The following is a 24,294-nucleotide window of genomic DNA, read 5'->3' on the forward strand; positions in this document are numbered from 1 at the left end:
GAGCGAAACTTTTACATGCAAAACCATTCGTTTTTGCAGGGGAATGGGTAAAATGAAAGTTTATATCCCAATCCCCCTGAAACCCCATAGTTATGCGGTTTCAAATAAAAGTTTTTCGTCTTGTTTATTACAAAAAGCAAGTGGGGTTGTTCATCACTTTTGTTACGCTGTTTGCTTTATCATGGGCAGTGAGAGGGCAAAGCCCCACGGTCTTGATTTTTATTCAGAAAGGAGGCGGTTTCATGAAGTTATTTCTGCCTTGGGAGGGCTCTGAAATGGAAAAGCCCAATAAAGACAGAAAAGTATTTCTGCCAAAAAGAAGAGTTCCTTTGGAGGATTCCTGTTTTAAAACAATTGGCGGCCCTTTTTTTTCATTGCCAAATCCCAGTGGAACGGTGCGTTCCTTTTTGAACGCTTTAGAAAAGGATCATCAAGACGAGGCGATGGGCTATCTTTCTACATCAGCAGCTACTATGGTGGATTTTGAGGGAATTAAAAACTTTTTTGGCGAGAGAAAGCTGCTGCGTTTTTTTTCGGATGATATTTTTAACGAAATCAGAACGGTAGCGTTGACTTGTAAAAATGACGAGGGCAATACCGAAGTGATTTTTGTTCAAATGGTGGCTGAACCCAACCGTTTTGGCAAGTGGAAAATAAATTATATTGAAAAGGAGTAGCTTATGGAAAATAAAATGCTATTGCAAGCCTGTTGTGAGGAGATGCAAATTCATCTTTCCCCACAAATGGCAGACCAGTTTATGGCGTATCAGTCCCTGCTTTTGGAATGGAACGAAAAAATGAATTTAACCGCCATAACGGAGGAACGCGAGGTTGTGTTAAAGCATTTTGTTGACAGCCTAAGCCTTGTGCCTTATTTAAAGCTATGGGACGCCACGAAAATAATAGATGTGGGAACGGGTGCAGGCTTTCCCGGTCTGCCCGTGAAAATTGTCTGTCCTCAGGTTTCTATGACCCTATTGGATTCCTTGCAAAAAAGAATCGGTTTTTTGGAGGAGGCCATTCAGGCCATGGGTCTGACGGATGTTGCTTGTGTCCATGCGCGGGCGGAGGATGGTGGGCAAAACCCCATGTATCGGGAGCAGTTTGACTACTGTGTATCCCGTGCGGTGGCGAATTTGGCTGTGTTGGCGGAATATTGTCTGCCTTTTGTAAAGGTAGGCGGCAAACTGGCAGCCTTAAAAGGCCCGGATGCACTGGCGGAAATCGCCGCAGCAGAGGGTGCTTTAGGGAAGCTTGGGGGCAGGGTGACAGAGGTGATTGACGTTGCCATTCCGTTTACGGAGCTATCCCATAAGCTTGTTTTTATCGAAAAGGTAGCTTCTACGCCAAAAGCATATCCCAGAAAAGCAGGTAAAATTACAAAAAACCCCTTAAAATGATAAGGTGGACAATATATGGCCTGTGTGGGTTGTTCCCACACACCTTAAAAAAAGCCCAATTACTTGGCAAAAGCTTTGCCTTGCAAAAAAAGGCTTTTTTATTTTTCGCCAAAATAAAAAAATGAGGGTGTTTTGGAAACAAAGGTTTTTAAAATCATTTTTTGGGAAAATGGCAAAGTAGACCCTTAAATTTTTTTTAAAAAAGGCTTTGTATTGTTTTCAATTAAAAAATGATTGACATATGTAATGGTATAAAACATTGGTGATGATCCCTCACTGCCCAAGACAGGGCAGACGCCAAAGCCGGCTTTTGCGAAGCAAAAGTGATGACCCTTACTGCCCAAGACAGGGCAGACGGCAAAGCCGGGAGAATTTTAAATTTGCTCTCGCCATGGAATTTCTTGGGAAATGTTTTTTTGATAAGGATTTTATTCCTATAAAAATCAAATTCATAAAGTCATAGCAATGGTTATTGTTTTTCAACAAGTTCAAAAATTAAATTTTTATTGAAAAAAACAAGAAAATCTTTATAAATTTTTCTTTGAATGGAAAAATACACTTTCAATATATAGTATTTGAATGTCAAAAAAAGCAGTATATGTAGTATTTATTTAAAAAATTTTGACATAAAAAGGAAATTACCCCATCTCTTTTTCACAACCTCCGCCAATATCTCCAAAGCTTCGAGCTTTTTGTGTCTGTTGCGCTGTCTTTTTGTCGAGGCCACAGTGATTTTGTTGTACTCTTTTTCTGCCCAAATGGGTTTCCTGTGATAAAATGAAAAAAAAGAAAAATGCCGTAGATTTGTAAAGGTATTGCGGTTTCCATAGAATAAAAAAGGAGGAAATACATATGGAGGTTTTGAAATTTCCCGAAATGCGTTTGAAAAAAGAAAAGGCAGTTTATCAGCTACCCATTGAAAAAATCCGCCCCAATCCATACCAGCCAAGAAAGTATTTCAATATGACTGCCTTGGAGGAGTTGGCGGAGTCCATCACTGCATATGGAATATTGCAGCCCATTACCGTGCGAAAAATGAGTGGAGGATTTTACGAATTGGTGGCGGGGGAACGCCGTTTGCGTGCGGCTCAAATGGCAGGGCTTACAACCATTCCCGCCTTATTTGTGCAAGTAAATGACAGCGATAGTGCAGTATTGGCGTTCATTGAAAATATTCAACGGCAAAATCTTAGTTTTTTGGAAGAGGCCGAGGGCTATCGCAACATGATGGAGGACTATGGCTTGACCCAAGAGCAGCTGGCGGCAAAGCTTTCTAAAAGCCAATCGGCTATTGCAAATAAGCTGCGTGTCTTAAAGCTGGAGGAAAGTGTAAAAAAAGAGCTTTTGGATCATAGCTTCACAGAACGTCATGCAAGAGCCTTGCTTCGTCTGCCTGATGAAGAAAGCCGCTTGGTGGTAATGGCGCAGATGATTCGTGAGGAAATGAATGTAAAACGGACAGAGGACTTGGTGGAGTATACCTTGGAAGAAATGCGAAATAAGCATACGCCAAAAGGAGAGCGTAAGGAAAAACGCTTTGTTACTGATTTTCGTTTGTTTACCAATACTATTAAGCAATCTCTTGAGGTGATCCGTCGCAGCGGTATGGATGTGGTATACGAGGATTCGCAGAACGAAGAAGGCTGTGAAATCATAATTCGTATTCGTAAGGGTGTAGTGGAATCGGCGTAATGCAAAAAAAATTTTAATATTGTTGGAAAAAACCTTTTGTGATACAGTGAGTGTAAGCTCTCAATTTCTGTTTCAGATTAGAGAGGAAAAGGAAAAAAGGAAATGCTATCCTTTTATCATAGGAGGTAAGGAATGTGGAGTGGATACAAAGACTGAACCAGGCGGTGGACTATATAGAGAACAATCTTGATAGGGTAATTCATGTGGATGAAGCGGCAAAAATTGCAGCTTGCTCTACCTTTCATTTTCAGAGAATGTTTTCCTATATTGCAGGGGTAACCCTAGGAGATTATATCCGAAAAAGAAGAATGACCTTGGCGGCATTTGAAATGCTGCAGGGTGGTCAAAAGGTCATTGATATTGCAGTAAAATATGGGTATGATTCGCCAACGGCATTTAACCGTGCATTTCAGGCAATTCATGGGATGGCACCCACGGCGGCAAAAAACGAGGGGGTCTCCTTAACGGTCTATCCACGCATTACCTTTACTCTATCAATAAAAGGAGATGAGGCAATGAATTTCAGAATCGAAACAAAGGAAGGCTTCAGAATTGCAGGCTATGCCCTAAAGGAACCCATGACAATGGAGGATTGCTTAGAAAAGGTGCCGGTTTTTTGGCAGGAGGTAGCTGCGAAGGGCGGCATTGAGAAGGTTTGTACTTTGGTAGATGGGACAGAGCCCCAGGGGATATTAGGTGTTTCCACCTGTGACAATGGTGAATTTAGCGGATATTATATTGCCGCGGCAACGAAGCAGCCTTGCGCAGAGGGGATGGAGGAGTATTTTGTTCCCCAAGGAACTTGGGCAATCTTTGATTGTGTTGGCCCTATGCCCCATGCAATACAAAGTTTGCAGCAAAGAATCATTACAGAATGGCTTCCCACATCGGGTTACGAATATGCAGCGGCGCCGGATATAGAGGTTTATTATGAGGGAGATCAAAGTGCAGCGAATTACCGCAGTCAGGTTTGGCTTCCCATTGTGAAAAAACAGTAAAAAAAGGGTGCGGACAAAGTCCCATGTCAATAAGGATGTTTTCAATTTTTAAGATTTGCCGTAGGATTTCAAGTCCTACGGTTTTTCTCTTGTCTTAAACCTTGCCCACAAAGTTGAAATAGACATCAACCTGCTGGGTATAGTTTTTCTTCTTGTATGGCTCGGAACGCTCATGCACCACAATCTTCTCAACAAACTCCCGCACGATTTCAGGTGTCAGCTTTTTAGGCAGTTTTGACTCTTACTCTCAAATGGACGTAAAAATAGCTCCGTGCCAAAAATCACACAGAGCTATTCGGTCACAATTCTATTCTACAAATGAACATACTATTCCCTTGGAACCGGCTGTCTCTTTTTAAAAATTAGACATTCATACAAATAATAAATGCGTATTAAAAAGGTTTTCCAGTCCACAATGCCGATTTGCCGGTTACGCAAATCCCATAACAGCCGCCCCTGATTCTTTCTCAAACCGGGGTGATGCGTGTTGCCGTCTTTCAGACCTGCCGCCATGGCAGAAGTATCATAATTATCATTGGGGTTATTGCAATTCTGCTGTACCGCACAGCAGTAACAGCCGCAAGGTGTATCGCTGGAAATGAACTTCCGTCAGTGCCCTTCGGCTCGTCGCTCGCCCAATGCTCACGTTGCATTGCGGGATACGATGTTCATTTGTCAAGGTTCATGGTTATGTGCTCATCTTACTGCAAAAAATGCAGTTTGTAAAGGCCATCATACCGCTCTGCGGTTTCCAGAATAGAGGAAAAGCCAAGACCGAAGCTGTTTTGCTTATAGGATAAATATTCCTTACCTGTAGGAACTTAATATTCTAAAGAATTAGCCGTTTGGCTAATATCATTTTTGGAATCAATTCTCTATACTTAGGTATAGGGAAATTTTTTATTTTTGAAAATAAAAATTGCTTTGCCAATTTACCTTACCGGAAAGGAGTGGTTTTTTAATCGCAACATTTCAAAGCACTGTTTTCGCGGCGGACGATATTCTTACGATTACTCTTTTTCAACGAAATTTTTCCGGCTGAAGCTACCCATAAACACGATACTCCGTTACTTTGCGTAGGACTTTGAGGTAACAGAAAAACAGGAGAATGAGGAGGAAACTATATGAATCAACACAAACCATCCCGGCGGCTTTTGGCAATGGCTCTGTCCGTTGTCATGGTACTGGGAATGCTGCCTATAACGGCAGCAGCAGAAGACTTGCCCGCTGGAACAAGCGGCGAGATTACTGCATTCGAAAAATTAGTGGATGGGACAGTAATACAAACGGTAGCGCTTGGTACACCGTTTGAAGATTTGGATTTGCCTGAAACCTTGACGGCTACGGTACGCCTTGAAACGGACGCAAGCCAGCAGGCGCAGGATTCCGGTAATTCGGTACAGCAGGAGCAGGTCGCTACTGGAGCAGCCGTAACGCTTGCACAGGAAGAACCAGCTGACGAGGGCACACAGCAGGAGCAAGCTCCCGAAGAGGAAATATCCCCAGAACATGAGGACACTTCCGCATCTGATCAGGAAGCCGTAGACCTAGTACAGGAAGAATCCGATACTGGATATACGGAAATGACTGTCCAAGTGCCGGTCACATGGACGGCTTCGCCGGACTATGACGGGAATGCGGCAGGGGTGTATGTCTATACTGCCGAAATTAGCGGCTTTACAGTTAGTAGCGAGTTACCTGTCATCACCATAACAGTGGGTCAGGCGACGGCTACGGGCACAATCACCGCTTTTGACGAGCTAAAAGATGAAATTCGCTGGCAGAACACCACAAAGGCGGAGCTTCCGTCGGAACTCACCGGTACAGTGGAGGGGGAAAATGTCCAAATCTCAGTAACATGGGAAGCCGACCACGACTATGACTCTGATTCTCCAACAACTGGGCTGTATGTGTTCACCGCGAAACCGGGCGAAGACTATACCCTTGCTGAAGATGTGGAATCGCCTCGCATCACCGTATACATTCCTGCTGTAAAGCGGATGATGAGGCTTATGGCGGGTAGCGGCACCTCCACGAGCCCACTGGAAATTACCACGGCGGCACAGCTTGCAGAAATTGCCGTACTGGTAAACGACGGCAGATTGGAAAGCTTTTTGCTGGGCGACAGCACAGCCACAGTATCACTAAAACTCATGAACGACCTCGACCTTTCCGCTTACGGTGAAAACTTTAACAGCGGTAAAGGTTGGGTACCCATTGGGACGTTAAATAATTCCTTCAAGGGAAGTTTTGATGGAAACGATAATGAAATTACAGGACTTTATATCAACCGCACAGAGGATTACACAGGTCTGTTCGGACGTATAAACGGCGGTACAGTGCAAAACCTTGGGCTTGTAGAGGTAAGCATCACCGGTGGCAATAATGTCGGCAACGTGGCGGGCAGGGTTGACGGCAGTGTGACAAACTGCAATGCTTCCGGTTCGGTTAGCGGTAACGAAAATGTCGGCGGCGTGGTAGGTACAATTGCAAGTGTCGGCAGTGTGACAAATTGCTATGCTATGGGCGCGGTCAGCGGCACAAATGTTGTCGGTGGCGTAGCGGGAGATGTTTACGGCAGTGTGACAAACTGCTATGCCACAGGTGGGATCAGCGGTAACACTCATGTCGGCGGCGTAGCAGGCACGGTTGACGGCAGTGTGACAAACTGCTATGCCACAGGTTCGGTCAGCGGCACAACTGCTGTCGGTGGCGTGACGGGCAGGGTTGATGGCAGTGTGACAAGCTGCTATGCCACAGGTGGGGTTAGCGGCAACGGTACTGTCGGTGGCGTAGCGGGCTATGTTGACGGCAGCATGACAAACTGCTATGCCACAGGTGTCGTCACAGGCATAGACGGTTATGTCGGTGGCGTGGCGGGGGCCATTACTGGTAATGTAACAAGCTGCGCTGCGCTGAATCCAAGTGTAATCGGGAACAGCGATGTTGGTCGTGTGGTGGGCTACATTGTCGATGAAGGTACGCTCTCCGACAATGCGGCATTTTCCGGCATGGCGGTTACGGTAAATGGTGCACCCCAAACCATCAGTGACGATGCGGCAGATAATAAAAGTGGTGCAGATATAAGTGCCACCGAAATCCAAGCGGACGGTAGCATCGGCAACCGCTTCACCACTACCAACGACTGGACGGTTGAAAACGGCAAGCTGCCTATTCTCCAGAATGTGGGCGGTACGCAGAGTGCTGACCTGCCGCCCCACCTTGCGAACGATACTAGCGCACCCTATTTTCTTGGTGAGGGCACAGAAACAGTCCCCTATCAAATCAGCACGGCGGCACAGCTTGCAAAGCTGGCGGAGTTGGTAGATGCATACGACACAAATTACAATGACAAGTATTATAAGCTTACCGCTGACCTTGACCTTTCTGCCTATGGCGAAGGATGGAATAGCGGCAAAGGCTGGATACCCATTGGAACCACGGACTACAGAACCTTCAAGGGAACCTTTGACGGAGATAACCATAAAATTTCTGGGCTTTATATCAACCGAGGCACGGAGAATTACATAGGTCTGTTTGGTTATATAAAAGGCGGTACGGTGCAAAACATTGGAATTGAGGAGGTCAGCCTTGTTGGCCAAGATTATGTGGGCGGCATGGCAGGAAAAATTGATACCGGCAGTGTGACAAACTGCCATGTCACCGGTGCGGTCAGCAATACAGGCGGCTATGTCGGCGGCGTGGCGGGCTATGTCGGCGGCGTGGAGGGCTCTGCTGATGGAAGTGTGAAAAACTGCTATGCCACCTGCACTGTCAGTGGCAGAATTGCCGGTGGTGTGGTGGCCGGTGCTAACATCAATGCTAGTGTGACAAGCTGCTATGCCACCGGTGCAGTGAGCGGCAGCGTGAGAGTCGGCGGCGTGGCAGGTATGGTTGCCGATGCCAGCGTGACAAACTGCTATGCCACAGGTGCTGTCACAGGCACAGGTGCTTATGTCGGCGGTGTGGTGGGATTGCTTGGCGGTAGCATGACAAACTGCTATGCCACCGGTGCGGTCAGTGGTGCAACTGTAGGCGGCTTGGTCGGCGTCATTGGCAGTGGTGGCGATAGCAGCAGTGTGACAAGCTGTGCAGCGTTGAACCCAGGCGTCAACGGCACAGGCTCTGTCATGCGTGTGCTGGGTCAAAATGCCGGTGAAGTCACACTTTCTAACACTGGGGCATTTTCCGGCATGACAGTTATGTTAAACGGTGCACCCCAAACTATCAGTGACGGTGCGGCAGATAATATAAACGGTGAAGATATAAGCGCCGCCGAAATCCAAGCGGACGGTACCATCGGCAGCCGCTTTACCGACACCAGTATCTGGACGGTTGAAGATGGCAAGCTGCCTATCCTGAAAAATGTAGGCGGTACGCAGAACGCTGCCCTGCCACCCCATCTTGCAGGCGGCAGCAGCACTTACTTTCTTGGTGCTGGCACAGACAGTGACCCATACCAAATCAGCACGGCGGCACAGCTTGCAAAGCTGGCAGAGCTGGTAAATGCAGATGACACAAATTACAATGACAAATATTATAAGCTCACTGCTGACCTTGACCTTTCTGCCTACGGGAAAAACTGGAACAGCGGTAAAGGCTGGATACCTATGGGAAGGGACGTTGCCAATTGCTTCAAGGGAAGCTTTGACGGAAACGGCAAGAAAATCACCGGGCTTTATATCAAACGCACGGCGAATTACACAGGTCTGTTCGGTTATATAAGAGACGGCACGGTGCAAAACCTTGGACTTGAGGAGGTCAGCATTGTCGGCATAGGTTCGGAGGTTGGCGGCGTGGCAGGCTATGTTTCTGGCAGTGTAACTAATTGCTATGTAACCGGCGCGGTCAGCGGCACAGGTACGAATGTTGGCGGCGTGGTAGGCTATGTTTCTGGCAGTATAACAAATTGCTATGTAACCGGCTCGATCAGTGGCAAATACAATATCGGCGGCGTGGCGGGTCTGGTTTATGGCAGCGTAACAAACTGCTATGCAACGGGCACGGTCAGCGGCACAGATTATGTCGGCGGTGTGGCAGGCCAACTCCAATGCAACAGCAGTGTGATAAATTGCTATGCCACAGGTGCGGTTAGCGGCTCAAATTATGTCGGCGGCGTGGCAGGCTATGTTGACGGCAGTGCGACAAGTTGTGCTGCATTGAATCCAAGCGTCAATGGTAGTAGTGATGTCGGCCGTGTGGTGGGCTACATTCCCTATGGTGATCCACTTTCTGACAACGTGGCATTTTCTAGTATGACGGTTAAGGTAAATGGTGTACCCCAATCCATCAGCGACGGTGCGGCAGATAACATAAACGGCGAAGATATAAGCGCTGCCCAAATCAAAGCGGACGGTACCATTGACGGATGCTTTGCCGATACCAGTATCTGGACGGCAGTAAACGGCAAACTGCCCATCCTTCAAAATGTGGGTGGTACGCAATCTGGCGACGGCGGCCTATACCTGATCACGCGTGATATTGCGGGTGTCTTGGTAACACTCAATGAAAATACCTATACCTACACTGGCAGTCCCATCCTCCCTACCTTGGAAGTTATCTTTGGTAAACAAGCGCTTGAGAAGGATGTGGATTATACCGTTTCAGCTACAAGCGTAGACGGCACAGACACCAGTGCAGGCACAAATGCTGGAACCGTAACGCTGACCTTGACGGGCATCGGCAGCTTTACCGGTACAAAAACCGGTGTAACCTACAACATAGAAAAGCGGAATGATCGTTCGGCTCCGGCACTGAACTATACCGTGAGCGAAAGCGACTTTCCCAAAACCGTGACTATCACAGAGGTTGAGGGCGCGGAATATCAATTTAACAACGGCGGATATTCTCAAACAAGAATCTTTACTTCAAACAGCGTTGAGGAGGTAATGCTGTCTATTCGCCTCAAAGAAACGGAAGCATATAACGCATCCCCAGAGACTAGCGTAACCGTCAATACGGCAAACCAGGATCAGAGCGCGCCGTCTGCATTTACACTGACCTATGAAAGTGTAGATGATGCAAGCTACACCGTAACGATTCCTGCAACAGCAGGCGCGGAGTATAGCTTTAACGGCACAACTTGGAGCGGAGAAAACACCAAAACCGGCTGCCAGTCCGGCGATAGCATCACAGGCTATAAGCGCATGGCGGCAAAGCCGGGCTATAATGCCAGCTCCAACATAATCGACAGCGTGACTCTGCCTTTGTTTCAGGTGAAAACGCCCGCGGCTTCGCCAAACGGCGGCACATTTAAAGGAAGTCAAAGCGTGATACTCTCTTGCCAGACGGCTGGTGTGCAGATTTACTACACCACAGATGGCAGCACGCCAACAACGACCAGTACCCTGTACAGCGCACCCTTTCCGTTGACGTCTACCACGACCGTCAAGGCGATTGCGGTAAAAACGGGCATGATAGACAGCGGCGTGTTATCCGTGACGTTTACCAAGCAATCCGGCGGCAGCAATGGCGGAGGTTCCTCCTCGGGCGGAAGTTCAACATCAACCACAACACCGGAAAAGAAGCCAAATCAGCCGGTAACAGCAACAGCAGGGGCCAATGGCACTGCAAGTGCATCTATTCCGGATAAAACAGTAACCGACGCGATTGCGAAAGCGCAAGCTGACGCAAAAGCACAGGGGAAAACTGCAAATGAATTTTCTGTGGAGCTGAACATAATTATGCCAAAGGGAGCATCTTCCCTGACGGCAGTTCTCACACGCAGTTCTCTGGATAGCCTTGTGAGTGCAGGGGTAAGCAGCCTTGAAATCAACGGCTCCCTTGTAAAGGTAAGCTTTGACAAAACGGCATTGATGGAAATCCAGAAGCAGAGCAGTGGTAACGTAAATATTGCCATTGCTCCGAAGACAAACCTTTCAGATGCGGCAAAAATATTAATTGGCACAAGACCGGTATATGACATCACTGTGGGTTATGGAAGCGGTAAGAGCGTAGCAAACTTTGGCGGTGGCGTTGCAACGGTATCTATCCCGTATACGCTGGGCAAGAATGAAGTAGTTGACGGTCTGTATGCCGTGTATGTAGACGAAAAGGGCAACGCCACTCCCATTGCAGGCTCTGCTTACGATGCAAACAGCGGCAGTGTTATTTTCACCACAACTCACTTTTCACAGTACGGCATCGGTTATACCGCGCCAACAGAAAATTTTACGGATATTTCCTCCCATTGGGGCAAGGAAAGCATTGAATATGTGGTAGGCAGAGGCCTTGTTTCGGGCATGACGGAAACTACCTTTGCGCCTGATTCTCCTATGACGCGGGGCATGTTGGTAACAGCGTTTGGCAAATTGGCAGGAGCGGATGCGAAGGCTTACACCACAAATAGATTTACAGATGTCAATGAGGAGAGCGCATATCGTCCATATGTTGAATGGGCGTACAGCAAAGGTATTATTCGGGGCATCGGTGACAACCAGTTTGCGCCTGATAGAGCGATCACCCGTGAGGAAATTGCGGTGATCTTTGCAAACTATGGGAAAGCAACAGGATATACATTCCCTGTTACTGGTGAAGCTACAACTTATGCAGACGCTTCCAGCATTGGCAGTGCTTATAAAGACGCTGTAAAGGCCATGCAGCAGGCTGGCATTATGATGGGCGGCGGTGACAATAAGTTTAATCCCAAAGGAAATGCCACTCGTGCGGAGGTTTCCTCCATGCTCAGCCGTTACATTAAACTTACCATTAACGCTGACACAGCGCAGGGCGCTGAATGACACCGGACAGTATCTGTACTATAAGGACGGCAAGGCCCTCACCGGTACACAGACCATCGACGGTGTGAAGTATTTCTTCAATACCGATGGTACGCTGAAAACCGGATGGGTCAAGGACGGCGATAACTGGCGTTTTTATTCCGGTAAGACAATGTTAGTCGGCTTTTGGGATCTTGGTGCAAACGGAAACAACAAGACCTATTACTTTATGAAAGACGGTCTGATGGTATCCGGTAAGTGGCTTGAGATTGACGGCAAATGGTATTACTTTTACACCGATGGTTCTCTTGCTAGAAGCACAAAAATCGACGGCTATGAAGTGGATGAAAAAGGTGTAAGAAAAACAAAGTAACCGACATTCCAAACTTCCATGCTTTTCGGGTATGGAAATAAAGATAGAACGATAATCAACAAATACAAAAAAACAGCATTTTGCTTTTATGGGAAAAGTGCTGTTTTTTTGTATTTAACAAAGTTGCTGTTCATATGATTTATTTCACCTTTTCCTATTCCGGTACTCCCTCCTACCGTATCCCAGAAGAGCTTGCAATTTACAATAGAAAAATTTTGATTAAAGATGTATAATATAGTAATTGTAGTACACAAAGCATGAGGGAAATAACTATTTAGTTATACATGTTTAAATAAAGGAAATACTTTAAGAGAAAGGGGGATGTTGATTGAAGGAAAGCAAAATACTGAGGCGTCAAAGGGTGGAAGAGGATTTGGACAATCTGACCAATTACCCACTCACCATCGTCTCAGCCACTATGGGATATGGGAAAACCACTTCTGTGCGCACATATTTGACTGCACGAGATTTACGGACCATATGGATTCCCTTGCTTGGTTGTGATGGTGACGAAATGATATTCTGGAATAAGCTGTCAATGTCTGTTGGCAGACTCTATCCGGAATTCGGCAAGCATCTTGAACGTCTGGGTTTTCCGATAGATGTAAGACAAACTGTAGCAATTATAGATTTGTTTTGGAACTTAAAAAATGAAGCACCACTTGTACTCGTCATTGATGATTATCATCTAATCAATCAGAGTACACAGCTTGGCACATTAATTGAGCTGCTGGCAGAAGAAGAAATTCCTAATTTACATATTTTACTGCTTACGCGTACCCGACCGAAATTCAATCACATGAATTTAATATCAAAAGGGCTATGCTACTATTTGGATACAGATTCGTTATCCTTTACTATGCAGGAAATAAAGGAATATTTAGATTTAATGGGCTTTTGTGCACTTCCTCAAGATATTGAAAAAATATACAGCTATACCGAAGGCTGGATTTCCGCTGTTTATTTGCTTATGTTGGGAATAAAAAAAGGGTTGCCTTTGACAGAGGTTTCGAATATTACTCAGCTTGTAAGCGACAACCTTTTTTCAACTTTTGATGATTCAGTCAAGGAAGTTCTTCTGAAGCTATCTATTTTGGATACATTTACCCTTCCCCAGGCAGTGCAAATTTTAAAAAATCCAAAAATCCCCCCAATTATTGAACGACTTTTAGCACAGAATGCTTTTGTGGAATATGATGGGAAAACAGGAGTTTATAAACTGCATAATGTTCTTCTGGATTTTCTCAGAGATAAGGTTATCAAAGATAATATCGATATGCGTATGGTATATCATTGTGCAGGAAAGTGGTTTTTTGAGCAGGGTGAAACCATTTCTGCTTTTGATTATTATTACCGTGCAGAACAGCTTGAGGAGCTTCTTAATCGTATTAACAAAATTAAAAATATAGGAAGCTGGTTTATTGGGGTTCATTTGCTGAAAAAGATTTATCAGGAATTGCCAAGCGGGTGGTATGTTAAGTATCCTTTTCCGATGCTACACTTTGCCCGCAGCTTTGTTCTCAGCGGTGAAAAAACGCAAGCTGAGGAAAGTGTAAAGATAATTACTGTCCTAGAGAACCATTATAGCCACACAGAAAAAATCTCGGAGAAATTGCGCAATCGGATACTTGGTGAAATTAATATTGTTAAGATATTTCTTGTGGTCAACGACGCAGATAAAATGGTCAAACTTTCACAAATAGCTGAAAAGCTACTGGGTGCGGGGGAAGTGTCCACTGTTGTTTTGAGAAACGATATATTCACCTTTGGAATACCCCACTTCCTTTATAGCTATTATCGTGAAGCAGGAAAGCTGAAAGAAACCGTTGATTATGTTCAAGCAGGATTTCCGCCTAAGGTATTTGACGGCTGTGGTACAGGGTGTGAATTTGTGGCACAGGCGGAATATGCTTTAGAAATAGGTGATTTCCAAAACGCAGAAATGTTTGCCAAAAAGGCAACTTATAAAGCAAAAACAATGGGACAAACAAGCATCATTTTATGTGCATATTTTACCATAATGAGGCTATGCTTACTTCAGGGGAATTTTTCCGACGCAAAAGAGCAGGTTGCTATCATGCGAAAATTTCTTTTGGATTTAGAAGAAAAAATTAATCTTCAAGATACCATTATTTATAATGCAACCATTGATATGTGTGAAGGATATTTATATGGCTACTTGAATTTTCCTGATTTGATACCCGAATGGTTGCGCAGTGGGGATATCGGTTCCAGAACTTTAATGCTGCGTGGCATGGGCTATCCTTATATTATTTATGGAAAAGCAATCATGTTAACAAAAAATTGGATAGAGCTTGAAATTCTCTCTGAGAGTTTTGATGCAGGCTTTTCCGTCTTTCATAATCAGCTCAGTTTGTTATACAATTCAATTTATTCCGCAACGGCAAAATATAACCTTTATGGTATGGAGGCAGGCATAAACGCAATTCTTCCTGCACTTTTTGAGGCTCAATCGGACGGAATCATGATACCATTTGCTGAAAACGCTGAATCTGTTTTGCCCATCCTCAATGAACTGAAGAAAAGTGAAAAGCTTGACCAGTGCTATTTAGAGGGATTGATACGGCTCTGCGAGCGATGCAATGAGAACTTGAAGTCGTCACAGGGTTGCATGGTTGAATTGACTAATCGAGAAATAGAGGTGCTGTATTTACTGGCGCAGGGGCTGACACAGCGGGAAATGGCGCAACGACTCTATCTTTCAGTTTCGAGTATTAAAAAGCATCTGGAGAATATCTATGGAAAACTTAATGTCAACAATAAAATTAGGGCGGTACAAAAAGCACAGGAACTTAATATCCTAAAGAATTAGCCGTTTGGCTAATATCATTTTCAGAATCAATTCTCTATACTTAGGTATAGGGAATTTTTTTGAAAGGAGAGTTATTTATGATTGTTTGTTTTCAAAGCGCTGTTCCAAGAGAAGATTATACGCTGGACATCATTATGAACAACGGAAATCGTTTATTTTTAGATATGTCAACGCAATTGGAAACTGTGCAGTTTTGTCCACTCAAGGATAAAACGATATGGAACTCTGTGGAGGTGCAGGATACTTGTCTTCGTTGGGGTGGCAATTCTACCGTTGAGCTTTCCATAGACAGGTTGGCAGGATTATTTAAAATGGGGGTGAAATTTGGTGAGGATGCGAAAATAGACAGGGTTACATCAGAAAAAAACTGGCTGCTGCACCTTGAACTTGATAACGGAAATCGACTGGATATGGATATGAGCCAACTTCTGGAGTTTTCGCTGTTTGCACCCCTTTTACAAAAAGGGTTATGGAAAACCATAAAAGCAAAGGAACATTCTCTACTTTGGCAGGATTCTAATATCCAATTAGAGATTCCTGTTAGCACTATATTGCATTATTTTGCTTAAAAAATGAATTTAGAAAGGGAACAACAATCAAAGAAACAAAACGCAAATTACTTTAATGTTGTACCGTTAATTAAGCTCACCATAAATTCTGCCCCAGTGCAGGGCTGGTCGCAAAACGATGCTGGACAGTACCTATATACTACAAAAATGGCCTGATGATATTCTGTAAATGGCATGAATTCGACGGTAAATGGTATTACTTTAACACCGACGGTTCTCTTGCTCGAAGCACAAAGATTGACGGCTATGAAGTCGACGAACATGGCGTGAGAAAAACGAAATAAGGTATTAACACAAAAGAGTGCACAAGTTGAAATTTCAGCCTGTGCACCCTTTTTAATATGAAAAATCACTTGGGATAAAATCTCCGGCATAACTCCTGAGTAACTCTGCCAAAGCAGGTATCCAACCCTATTATTTGAAGATATTCAATATACTCCGGAAGTGCTTTTGAAAAATGCATATAACAATATCGCTCTAAAAGCCAGTCCATAAACCGCATGGGTGTGTAATGGAATGCCAAAAGCATCTGCTCAATGTGCAGATATTTAACCCATCAATTTCAGTGTACTTAAATTCAAACTTTGCCATAAAGCAAACCCTCCAATAAAGATTATTTACAATTCATCGGTAATTGTTCGGCTGTGCGTTAAACAATTATAATTTTCGTAAACATCCTTATTGGAGGGCTATTAAAGTCTGCACCTTTTTTTCGATAAAGTCAAAACCTTGAGGGCTTTGCTCTCAAGCACCCACAAGGGTTTCGCCCTTTTGACCCGTTATAAACCCCATGAATATACGGGTTGTACATAAGTTTTTGGTCTTGCTTTTTACAAAAAGCAGTGAGAGGTCATCACTTTTGCTCCGCAAAAGCCAGCTTCGCTGTCTGCCCTATCTTGGGCAGTGAGAGGTCATCACTTTTGCTTCGCAAAAGCCAGCTTCGCTGTCTGCCCTATCGTGGGCAGTGAGAGGGCGGCGTCCAAGGTTTGTGGACAGCTTTTTCCAACCAAAGTATTATTTTGGCACCTCTATTTGCTTATTTAAAATCATAAACGTGGTTGCAGCCGTTGCCGCAAGGATATTCTCTCTTTTTAATCGCGCTTCCCCTGTCATGCTGACCATATTTTTGCCATGGGAAATAATGCGGACATGGTACTCCACGGTATCCGTAGGAAGAACGGGCTGAATGAACGTGGTGGAAAGATTTACAGTACAAACCATATTTGGCTTCTCAAAATAATGGCATAATAAGCCAAAGGTCATGTCAAACCCTGTTACAATGATACCGCCATGCAATCCACCTTCTGGATTTAATTCCCAGTCCTTAACGTCAAAGGATAAAACCAGCTCTTTTTTTTCAAAGCTGCATTCTTTTAATCGGGGATCTAATAAAGTCAAGATGCCCATTTTTCGCATATAAAAATCAGGTGCGTTTATTTGAGAAAACCAAGTCTCCATATCCCCTTGGTTTAAGTTTTGATTGCCAATCATAAGTAAGTCTTCCTTCCTATACTAATGGGTTATGTTGCATTTCTCTGAGGGCCTTAAAAACTGCGGTGGCACTTGCCGCCAAAACAGAATTGTTTTGTGTCCACGCATCTCCCGTAATATTGCATAAGGAGCCCCCTTGAAATTCCATTTTTGCCTTGATGTAAAAGGCATCGCCCATGAAAATAGGCTTGTGGTAGGTGGTATTTAAACTTACCGTAATCACCACTTGGGGCTTTGTGAAATAATGACAAAGAAGCCCTAAGGTTGTATCAAAGGCAGTGGCAATGATGCCGCCATGAATGACATTTTGCGGGTTCAATTCCCATTCTAAAACATCAAACGAGAGGGTAACGGTTTTTTCTTCAAAATTGCAGCTGACAAATTTGGGTTCGATCTTTGGTACAACGCCATGACTCAAAAGCCTGGAACCGGGAGTGGTTACCTGGCGAAACCAGCTTTCCATTACTTCTTGAGCTTGCGCCGATTCTAATTCATTCATTGCAATAATCTCCTCTATTTCAAAAAATCTTTGATAATACCAGTAAAAGCCTGGTTGTTTTCAAGATGGGGGAAATTACCCACTTCTTCAAAAACAACATATTCCCCGTCGGGGCGAACATCTTTGGCCCATTCTAAGTTTAAAATGGGATTTAGCTTGTTTTCCTCACCCCAAATAATTTCAAAAGGCACGTTAAGGGCAGAAAAAGCCGCTTTTGTTTCCGCACGCCAAAAGCTGGTTTTTAAAGTTGCAAATGAAACCTGTGCTTTCTGGCTTCTTCGGGCAGAATAATAGCAGGCATTTACCAAATCTTTTGAAATGTTCTCCTTTGCAAAAAAGGCTTCTTCCAAGATTTCCTTGATTTTACCTTTTGTTGTTCCAGAAAGATAATGCTGCGTACCCAAAATAGGTAAAAGCAGGCTGTGCAGGGGCTTTACCTCTGCATTTGTTGCAAAACCACGCCCAAAACCCTCCGGCGATACTAGGATCAGACCCTTTATTTTTGCGGGATAAAGCATGGATGCAACCAAAGCCATATCTGCACCGCCGTTGGAAGCCAAAATAAAAGCAGGTCGCCGGATTACCTTCTGCAAAAAATCATCAATGCAATGGGCATATTGATAAGCTGTCCAGGGTTTGCCGGGCACAAAGGATGCGCCAAAACCGGGTAAGTCCATGGCATAAACATGATAGCTTTTCGCCAAATCACGAATGACCATGTCCCACTCCTGTAGGCTTGTCCCCAGCATCATGCTATGGATGAGCAGCAAAGGGCGGCCATGACCCATAGTTGTATAGGCAATATCACCAAAAGGTGAAGTGTAAATTTCAAAATTCGTTATAGCTGCTTTTTTTTGTGCTTGCCAAAAACAAGCTTTTTGCCAAAGAAATAGTCCGCCCAAAAGACCCGCAGCTGCGGCAGAAAGGGAAAGTGCCGCTTCCTTTACTTTTTTGTGCATATTAGACCCTCCTTTTCTATTATTATGAACGAAAAAACGTCATTTGAAAAGAGAAAATTTCATAGTATGTTAATAAGTTTTGGAAAAGGAGTAAAAATATGCAGGATTTTCTAATTTTGGCAGGACAATTTTTTATAATTTTGTGCATTCAGTCCATACTAGAAGTAATGTCATCTTCCAGAAGGCAGTACCATTTGCAAAAACCCATTGCCCTTGGTTGCTATATTGCATCCTTGCTTTTAGTGCTGCGCTTTATGCAGCAATATTTGGCGGATATTTTAAACTCCCTGAGTCGACTTTTTTAAAATATAAGAAAAAGAAATGGTTCATTTGACGAAAGAAGAAAATGCTTGACGAAATATAATTCCTGTGTTATTATATTATTCGTACTCGATTTACGGGTATCTTGCCGATGTGGCTCAATTGGCAGAGCAGCTGACTTGTAATCAGCAGGTTATCGGTTCGAGTCCGATCATCGGCTTTTTATATGGGTGGATTCCCGAGCGGCCAAAGGGGGCAGACTGTAAATCTGTTGCGATAGCTTCGAAGGTTCGAATCCTTCTCCGCCCATAGTAACTTCATAATTTTTTATTGCCGCGGAGTGGAGCAGTCCGGTAGCTCGTCGGGCTCATAACCCGAAGGTCGTCAGTTCAAATCTGGCCTCCGCAATTGTGATAAAAAGGCTTAAAACCTAGGTTTTAAGCCTTTTTTCGTTGGGCATTTGTGTTTAAGGTTTCCTTCCCCTCGAAAATATGCTAATATAATTTTAGATTTTCCAAGAAAAAATAGCCCTCAAAGGAACAAATACCAAAATTCATGAAAGAAGTGATACTGTGCCTCCAAAGAATCGTTTTTCCTCTATACAAAGTTAAAATAAAAATTGTATAGAGGAGTGCATAATAAATGAATCGACTGAAAAAACCAATGATTACCGTTGAAACCATCAAAGCAATGGAGGATATGTCATTTTTTATCCATGCCCTCATTTTTGATGACCTATTGATTGTCGCACAAAGAGAAACCAATTGCTTTGTACTAAAGTCCAAGGAAGGGCTGATAGTGATTGATGCCATTTGGCCCGCAAAAAAGGCATTTGAAGCCATCGTTCATGCAATAAAAGAGGTGGGATGGAACCCAGATACCATCAAAAAACTGGTTTTAACCCATGGACATGTGGATCATACAGGCTGCGGAAGGTGGTTTGTTGACCAATATCATGTGGAGACATACCTCTCCCAGGTGGATGATATTTTCTGGAAGGAGCATCCAACAAAGCCGGATAGACCGGAAACGTGGAAGGATTATTCCATTAGCCATTACCTGAAAGATGGTCATAGTATCACCCTTGGCGATAAAACAATATACGTTTATGCCACCCCTGGTCATACCCCCGGATGTATGAGCTACATCTTCCCTGTAAAGGAAAACGGAGAAAAGCATATGGCGGCCCTGTGGGGAGGGGTGACACCGCCTTGGGAAAAAACCGCAGTGAAACAATATCTGAAATCTTTGGACTACTTTATGGCTGGGGCAATAGAAAAAAATGTGGATGTGGCTTTAAGTAATCATACTGCAATGGACAATGGCCTGGAGCGTATTCAATATTCTCAAAAAAGGCTGGCATATATGCCTAACATCTACATCCTTGGGAGCGAAGGATTCAAAAAATATTGCGAAGTATTTCGTACAATGAGTTTAGACAAATTATAATTATATAGGAAGAAAAACTCAACCTATGGGTGGAAGCAGAAACAAAAAGTATATATAGAAAAGCAAGAAAAGTCCCGGAAATGAAAGCTTTCGGGGCTTTTTTTATGAAAACAATACCGTTGAATGCCTTTTTTCATTAAAATTGCAAGCTTTATATGGCTAAAAGCTGTTTGTAAAATTCTTGTAAAATAATTTTTAAATTTAAAGTAGATTTTAGGTTTCCCCAATATACTTGGTCTTGGAAAACGGAGTAAAGCCTGCAAAATAACAGCAGGTAAGGAGGCGAAAGCAATGGGAACACCAACAACATTTAAGCGTAAGGAAGTTAAGTATTTTATTACTTATGATCAAAGAATTAAGCTGCAGACTTTGATGGAGGAGCATATGTCCCCCGACAGCTTTGGAAGATCAACGATCATGAATATTTACTATGATACGGATAACAAGGAACTGATCCGTCATTCCATGGAGAAACCCGTTTATAAAGAGAAGCTGCGTGTGCGAAGCTATGGCACAGCCACCCCTGAATCAACGGTTTTTGTGGAATTAAAGAAAAAATACAAAGGTATTGTTTACAAAAGAAGGGTTTCTATGAGCCAGGGGGATGCAAAGCTTTGGCTGGAGCGGGATGATATGCCGCCAAAGGATTCCCAGATTATTCGGGAGATTGATTATTTTACTCATGTATATACCATAAAGCCAGCGGTATTGCTTTCCTACGAAAGAGAGGCTTTTTTTGGCAAAGAAGATCCCGAATTTCGAATGACCTTTGATGACGCCATTCTTTGGCGGGATTATGATATTTGCCTTTGCAAAGGTGCCTACGGCAAGGCAATTTTACCCCCAAAAACGCAGCTTTTAGAAGTAAAGGCAGGAATGGGAATGCCTATGTGGCTAACAAAATTTTTTAGCGAAAATAATATTTTTGCAACCAGCTTTTCAAAGTATGGAAAAGCATATACCCAAATGATACAAAAAAATAAGGAAAATATTGAAAGGAGAAATAGATACAGTGCCTAATTTATTAACAGAAAACATTTTAAGTGGGACAACAGAAACAGGAATTACATTTTTACCCTTTATCCTTTGCATTGTGGCTGCGTTATTCATCGGGTTTTTGATTGCTCTTACTTACAAGAAACAGGGGAAAAGCTCCCCGGGTTTTTTGGTTACATTAGCCATTTTACCAACTGTGGTTGGTATGGTAATCCTTATGGTAAACGGAAATATTGGCGCAGGGGTTGCTGTTGCCGGAGCTTTTAGCTTGGTGCGTTTCCGTTCTGTTCCCGGTACGGCAAAGGAAATTTGTGCAATATTCATTGCGATGGCAGCAGGGCTTGCCGTTGGTATGGGATACTTAATTTTGGCGATTTTATTCACAATAATTCTCTGTGTGGTTGAAGTATTTTACAGCACAGAAAAAATGCAGAATTTTTATGGAAGCACACAGCAAAAACAGCTTCGCATCACCATCCCTGAGGATTTGGACTATGCCGATGTTTTTGATGATATTTTTGTAAAGTGCTTTAAAAGCTATGAGCTTACCGAGGTAAAGACCACAAACCTGGGCAGCCTATTCCGTTTAACTTATCTTGTAACGATAAAGGACGGCGTGGCAGAAAAGAAGATGATGGACGCAATTCGCGTTCGCAACGGGAACTTAGAAATCAGTCTATCCAGACCTTTAAACCACAATGAATTATAAGGAGGACATTTAATATGAAGCAAAGAAAAAGAACGGCTTTGGCCGTCGTAACCATGGCTTGCTTATTATGCAGCTGTAATCAGGCAACGGCAAAGGGTGAAACAACAGATGTAGCAGCAACTGACACAACAGCAACACAGCTTACAGCCCTAAACCCCGAGGATTTATTTACAAGCCGAGATAAAGCGGCAACCTATGATGAAAGCGAGGCTGTTTCTGTTGCGCTAAGCACCACAAAAGCCACCACTTCCGACAGCTCTAAGGTGAGTATCAGCGGAGCAAAAGTAACCATAAAGGAGGAAGGTGTTTATGTTTTAAGCGGGCAGCTGACCAATGGGCAAATTATTATCGACGCCGAGGATACCGACAAGGTTCAGCTGGTGCTAAAGGGTGTAACCATTAATTGTGATACAAGTGCTGCCATATACGTTCGTCAGGCGGATAAGGTGTTTATCACCCTGGCTGCAAACACAACAAATACCCTTTCCAACAAAAACGAGTTTGTTGCCATTGATGATAACAGCATTGACGGTGTTATTTATGCAAAGGATGACCTCACGATCAACGGCAGTGGCACCTTAACCATCAACGCAGCCTACGGCAGCGGCGTGGTTGGAAAGGATGACCTTACCATTACAGGAGGTACTTATAAGGTTACTGCGGCGGCGCATGGCTTTGCCGGAAAAGATAGTATTGCCATTGCAGATGGTACCTTCCAGATAACTTCTGGCAAGGATGGCTTCCACAGCGAAAATAAGGATGACGCCACAAAGGGCTTTACCTATGTGGGTGGCGGCAGTTATACGATTACAGCCCAAGGCGATGGCTTTGATTCTGCGGCAATTTTGCAGGTTGATGATGGTACCTTCCAAATCAAAACAGGCGGCGGCGCTACTGCTACCCTAACGGATGCGGATGCCAGTGCAAAGGGGATAAAGGCAGGTGGAAACCTGTTGCTTACAAAGGGCACCTTTACCTTGGATTGTGCAGATGATGCTTTTCATTCCAACGGGAATTTGACGGTGAAAAATGGTACCTATACCATTGCTACAGGAGATGACGGCTTCCATGCCGATGCAGCTACAATTATTGAGGATGGCACCATTAATATTACAACCAGCTACGAAGGCATTGAAGGCGAAACCGTGCTTATTTCCGCAGGTACGATTCATATTGTTGCATCCGATGACGGTATCAATGCGGCAGAAAGCGGCGAGGATACAGAAGATACTGCAATGGGTGGCGGGCAAAACCCTATGGCAAACGGCGAAAGACCGGCCTTTGATGCAGCAAATGCACCTACAGAAAACGGCGAAAGACCAACCTTTGACCCTGCAAACGCACCTACAGAAAACGGCGAAAGACCAACCTTTGACTCTGCAAACGCACCACAGGCAAACGGTCAAGCCCCTGCTGCTGATGGAACTGAGACAGCAACAGAAAATGCAAATTTTGGAGGCGGACGCATGGGAAATGGCGGCGGCTTTGGTGCAAATGCAAATTGTGACATCACCATTAGCGGTGGGAAAATTACCCTTGATACAAAGGGTGATAGTATAGATTCCAACGGAACAATCAACATTACCGGCGGAGAAATTTATATTACAGGAGCTGAAAGCGGCGCAGATTCACCCATTGACAGTGATGGCAGCGTTACGGTGACAGGAGGAATCATTGTTGCCTGCGGTTCCAATGGAATGTTTAACGGCTTTGGTACAGACACAACACAGGGTTGGGCACAGTTTCATTTAACCTCATCCCAGACAGGTGCAATCACAGTAAAAAGTGGGAACACAACTATTTTAAGCTATACACCAACAAGAGCTTATCCTACGGTTTTGATTTCCAGTCCACTGTTAAAGAGTGGCTCCACCTATACTATAACCATGGGCTCTGAAACCCAGACCTTTACCATGGATGGATTAAGCTATACCTCAGGTACTGCAACGAATTCTTTTGGCAACAGAGGGAATAATGGTACTATGACGGGAACGAAGCCCGATAGAACTACAGCCCAAAACGGCACACAAACGACGAAATAACAGCTTCATAAAAAAATATCCCTTCCCACTTGGCGTAAAATGGTGGATTCTTTATAGACACACAAAATTTGTGAACCAAGGGAAGAATTTTATAAAAAAATTTGTTACATAAAGCAGTTAAAAACTACGCATTATGGTTGTAAATTAAAAAAGATTAAAATTTTAACTTCATTTAAGCTTTCAATGTTACTATGAGTAAGCAAAGTATTTGACCCCCATCAATATTTTACTCTTATTCAAAATATTGATTAAAAAAGACCTATTGCTAATACAGATAGGTCTTTTTTTCAAAATGAAGTATGTTA

18 protein-coding genes and 3 tRNA genes are annotated in these 24,294 nt (G+C 43.8%); 16 read left to right on the forward strand and 5 right to left on the reverse strand.

Going from position 1 to position 24,294, the window contains the following annotated elements; all coding sequences use genetic code 11:
• Nucleotides 1–242: 242 nt before the first annotated feature.
• The 4 genes from CLNEO_RS02015 to CLNEO_RS02030 all read left to right on the forward strand — a co-directional run bounded on the left by CLNEO_RS02015 (nucleotide 243) and on the right by CLNEO_RS02030 (nucleotide 4,090).
• A complete protein-coding gene (locus CLNEO_RS02015) occupies nucleotides 243–677 on the forward strand; it encodes a hypothetical protein (protein ID WP_066083688.1) in 435 nt (144 codons plus the stop codon).
• A 3-nt stretch (nucleotides 678–680) separates the two neighbouring features.
• Nucleotides 681–1,400 (forward strand): 16S rRNA (guanine(527)-N(7))-methyltransferase RsmG, encoded by a 720-nt coding sequence (rsmG, locus tag CLNEO_RS02020; RefSeq protein ID WP_066083690.1) that lies wholly within the window; start codon nucleotides 681–683, stop codon nucleotides 1,398–1,400.
• Nucleotides 1,401–2,252: 852 nt separating this feature from the next.
• On the forward strand, nucleotides 2,253–3,092 hold the full coding sequence (gene noc, locus CLNEO_RS02025; protein WP_242864140.1) for a nucleoid occlusion protein: 840 nt from the start codon (nucleotides 2,253–2,255) through the stop codon (nucleotides 3,090–3,092).
• A gap of 134 nt (nucleotides 3,093–3,226) precedes the next feature.
• Nucleotides 3,227–4,090 (forward strand): AraC family transcriptional regulator, encoded by an 864-nt coding sequence (locus CLNEO_RS02030; RefSeq protein ID WP_066083692.1) that lies wholly within the window; start codon nucleotides 3,227–3,229, stop codon nucleotides 4,088–4,090.
• A 94-nt stretch (nucleotides 4,091–4,184) separates the two neighbouring features.
• On the opposite strand, the gene CLNEO_RS16600 is transcribed toward CLNEO_RS02030, so the two are convergent.
• Nucleotides 4,185–4,322, reverse strand: coding sequence for a DUF4368 domain-containing protein (locus tag CLNEO_RS16600; protein WP_157723472.1), 138 nt, complete (start codon nucleotides 4,320–4,322; stop codon nucleotides 4,185–4,187).
• Nucleotides 4,323–5,214: 892 nt separating this feature from the next.
• On the opposite strand from CLNEO_RS16600, the gene CLNEO_RS02040 reads away from it, so the two are divergent.
• The 4 genes from CLNEO_RS02040 to CLNEO_RS02055 all read left to right on the forward strand — a co-directional run bounded on the left by CLNEO_RS02040 (nucleotide 5,215) and on the right by CLNEO_RS02055 (nucleotide 15,583).
• Complete coding sequence (locus CLNEO_RS02040; protein WP_066083700.1) at nucleotides 5,215–11,829, forward strand: GLUG motif-containing protein; 6,615 nt, start codon at nucleotides 5,215–5,217, stop codon at nucleotides 11,827–11,829.
• On the forward strand, nucleotides 11,753–12,181 hold the full coding sequence (locus CLNEO_RS15235; RefSeq protein ID WP_157723445.1) for a hypothetical protein: 429 nt from the start codon (nucleotides 11,753–11,755) through the stop codon (nucleotides 12,179–12,181). Before CLNEO_RS02040 ends, CLNEO_RS15235 begins: the two co-directional genes overlap by 77 nt.
• Before the next feature lie 328 nt (nucleotides 12,182–12,509).
• On the forward strand, nucleotides 12,510–15,014 hold the full coding sequence (locus CLNEO_RS02050) for a helix-turn-helix transcriptional regulator (protein WP_066083704.1): 2,505 nt from the start codon (nucleotides 12,510–12,512) through the stop codon (nucleotides 15,012–15,014).
• Between the two features lie 77 nt (nucleotides 15,015–15,091).
• The gene (locus CLNEO_RS02055) at nucleotides 15,092–15,583 is read left to right on the forward strand and encodes a DUF2442 domain-containing protein (RefSeq protein ID WP_066083706.1); all 492 of its coding nucleotides are present in this window, start codon (nucleotides 15,092–15,094) and stop codon (nucleotides 15,581–15,583) included.
• A 47-nt stretch (nucleotides 15,584–15,630) separates the two neighbouring features.
• Here the strand turns inward: CLNEO_RS02055 and CLNEO_RS16840 are convergent, their stop codons facing one another.
• The 4 genes from CLNEO_RS16840 to CLNEO_RS02075 all read right to left on the reverse strand — a co-directional run bounded on the left by CLNEO_RS16840 (nucleotide 15,631) and on the right by CLNEO_RS02075 (nucleotide 18,532).
• Nucleotides 15,631–15,957, reverse strand: a complete 327-nt coding sequence (locus CLNEO_RS16840; protein WP_066083709.1) for a hypothetical protein — start codon at nucleotides 15,955–15,957, stop codon at nucleotides 15,631–15,633.
• Nucleotides 15,958–16,597: 640 nt separating this feature from the next.
• Nucleotides 16,598–17,074 carry a PaaI family thioesterase gene (locus CLNEO_RS02065; protein ID WP_066083710.1) on the reverse strand — a complete coding sequence of 159 codons (477 nt, stop codon included), beginning with the start codon at nucleotides 17,072–17,074 and terminating at the stop codon, nucleotides 16,598–16,600.
• Nucleotides 17,075–17,090: 16 nt separating this feature from the next.
• Entirely contained in the window at nucleotides 17,091–17,573 is a 483-nt protein-coding gene (locus CLNEO_RS02070; protein WP_066083711.1) for a PaaI family thioesterase, read from the reverse strand.
• Between the two features lie 14 nt (nucleotides 17,574–17,587).
• Complete coding sequence (locus CLNEO_RS02075) at nucleotides 17,588–18,532, reverse strand: alpha/beta fold hydrolase (RefSeq protein WP_066083715.1); 945 nt, start codon at nucleotides 18,530–18,532, stop codon at nucleotides 17,588–17,590.
• A gap of 98 nt (nucleotides 18,533–18,630) precedes the next feature.
• Here CLNEO_RS02075 and CLNEO_RS02080 point away from each other — a divergent pair, with 98 nt between their 5' ends.
• The 8 genes from CLNEO_RS02080 (at nucleotide 18,631) to CLNEO_RS02115 (ending at nucleotide 23,989) form a co-directional block, all read left to right on the forward strand.
• A complete protein-coding gene (locus tag CLNEO_RS02080; protein ID WP_066083718.1) occupies nucleotides 18,631–18,837 on the forward strand; it encodes a hypothetical protein in 207 nt (68 codons plus the stop codon).
• Between the two features lie 103 nt (nucleotides 18,838–18,940).
• A tRNA-Thr gene (locus CLNEO_RS02085) sits at nucleotides 18,941–19,013 on the forward strand.
• Nucleotides 19,014–19,021: 8 nt separating this feature from the next.
• Nucleotides 19,022–19,102, forward strand: a tRNA-Tyr gene (locus CLNEO_RS02090).
• Between the two features lie 25 nt (nucleotides 19,103–19,127).
• Nucleotides 19,128–19,201 (forward strand) — tRNA-Met (locus CLNEO_RS02095).
• 234 nt (nucleotides 19,202–19,435) lie between these two features.
• Nucleotides 19,436–20,242, forward strand: coding sequence for an MBL fold metallo-hydrolase (locus CLNEO_RS02100; protein ID WP_066083719.1), 807 nt, complete (start codon nucleotides 19,436–19,438; stop codon nucleotides 20,240–20,242).
• Nucleotides 20,243–20,533: 291 nt separating this feature from the next.
• Nucleotides 20,534–21,262 (forward strand): polyphosphate polymerase domain-containing protein, encoded by a 729-nt coding sequence (locus CLNEO_RS02105; RefSeq protein WP_066083720.1) that lies wholly within the window; start codon nucleotides 20,534–20,536, stop codon nucleotides 21,260–21,262.
• Nucleotides 21,255–21,947 carry a DUF4956 domain-containing protein gene (locus CLNEO_RS02110; RefSeq protein WP_066083723.1) on the forward strand — a complete coding sequence of 231 codons (693 nt, stop codon included), beginning with the start codon at nucleotides 21,255–21,257 and terminating at the stop codon, nucleotides 21,945–21,947. The genes CLNEO_RS02105 and CLNEO_RS02110 overlap by 8 nt, the downstream gene beginning before the upstream one ends.
• A gap of 14 nt (nucleotides 21,948–21,961) precedes the next feature.
• Complete coding sequence (locus CLNEO_RS02115; protein WP_066083725.1) at nucleotides 21,962–23,989, forward strand: carbohydrate-binding domain-containing protein; 2,028 nt, start codon at nucleotides 21,962–21,964, stop codon at nucleotides 23,987–23,989.
• Nucleotides 23,990–24,294 lie beyond the last annotated feature (305 nt).

The organism is Anaerotignum neopropionicum (genome assembly GCF_001571775.1).
Lineage (GTDB): Bacteria > Bacillota > Clostridia > Lachnospirales > Anaerotignaceae > Chakrabartyella > Chakrabartyella neopropionicum.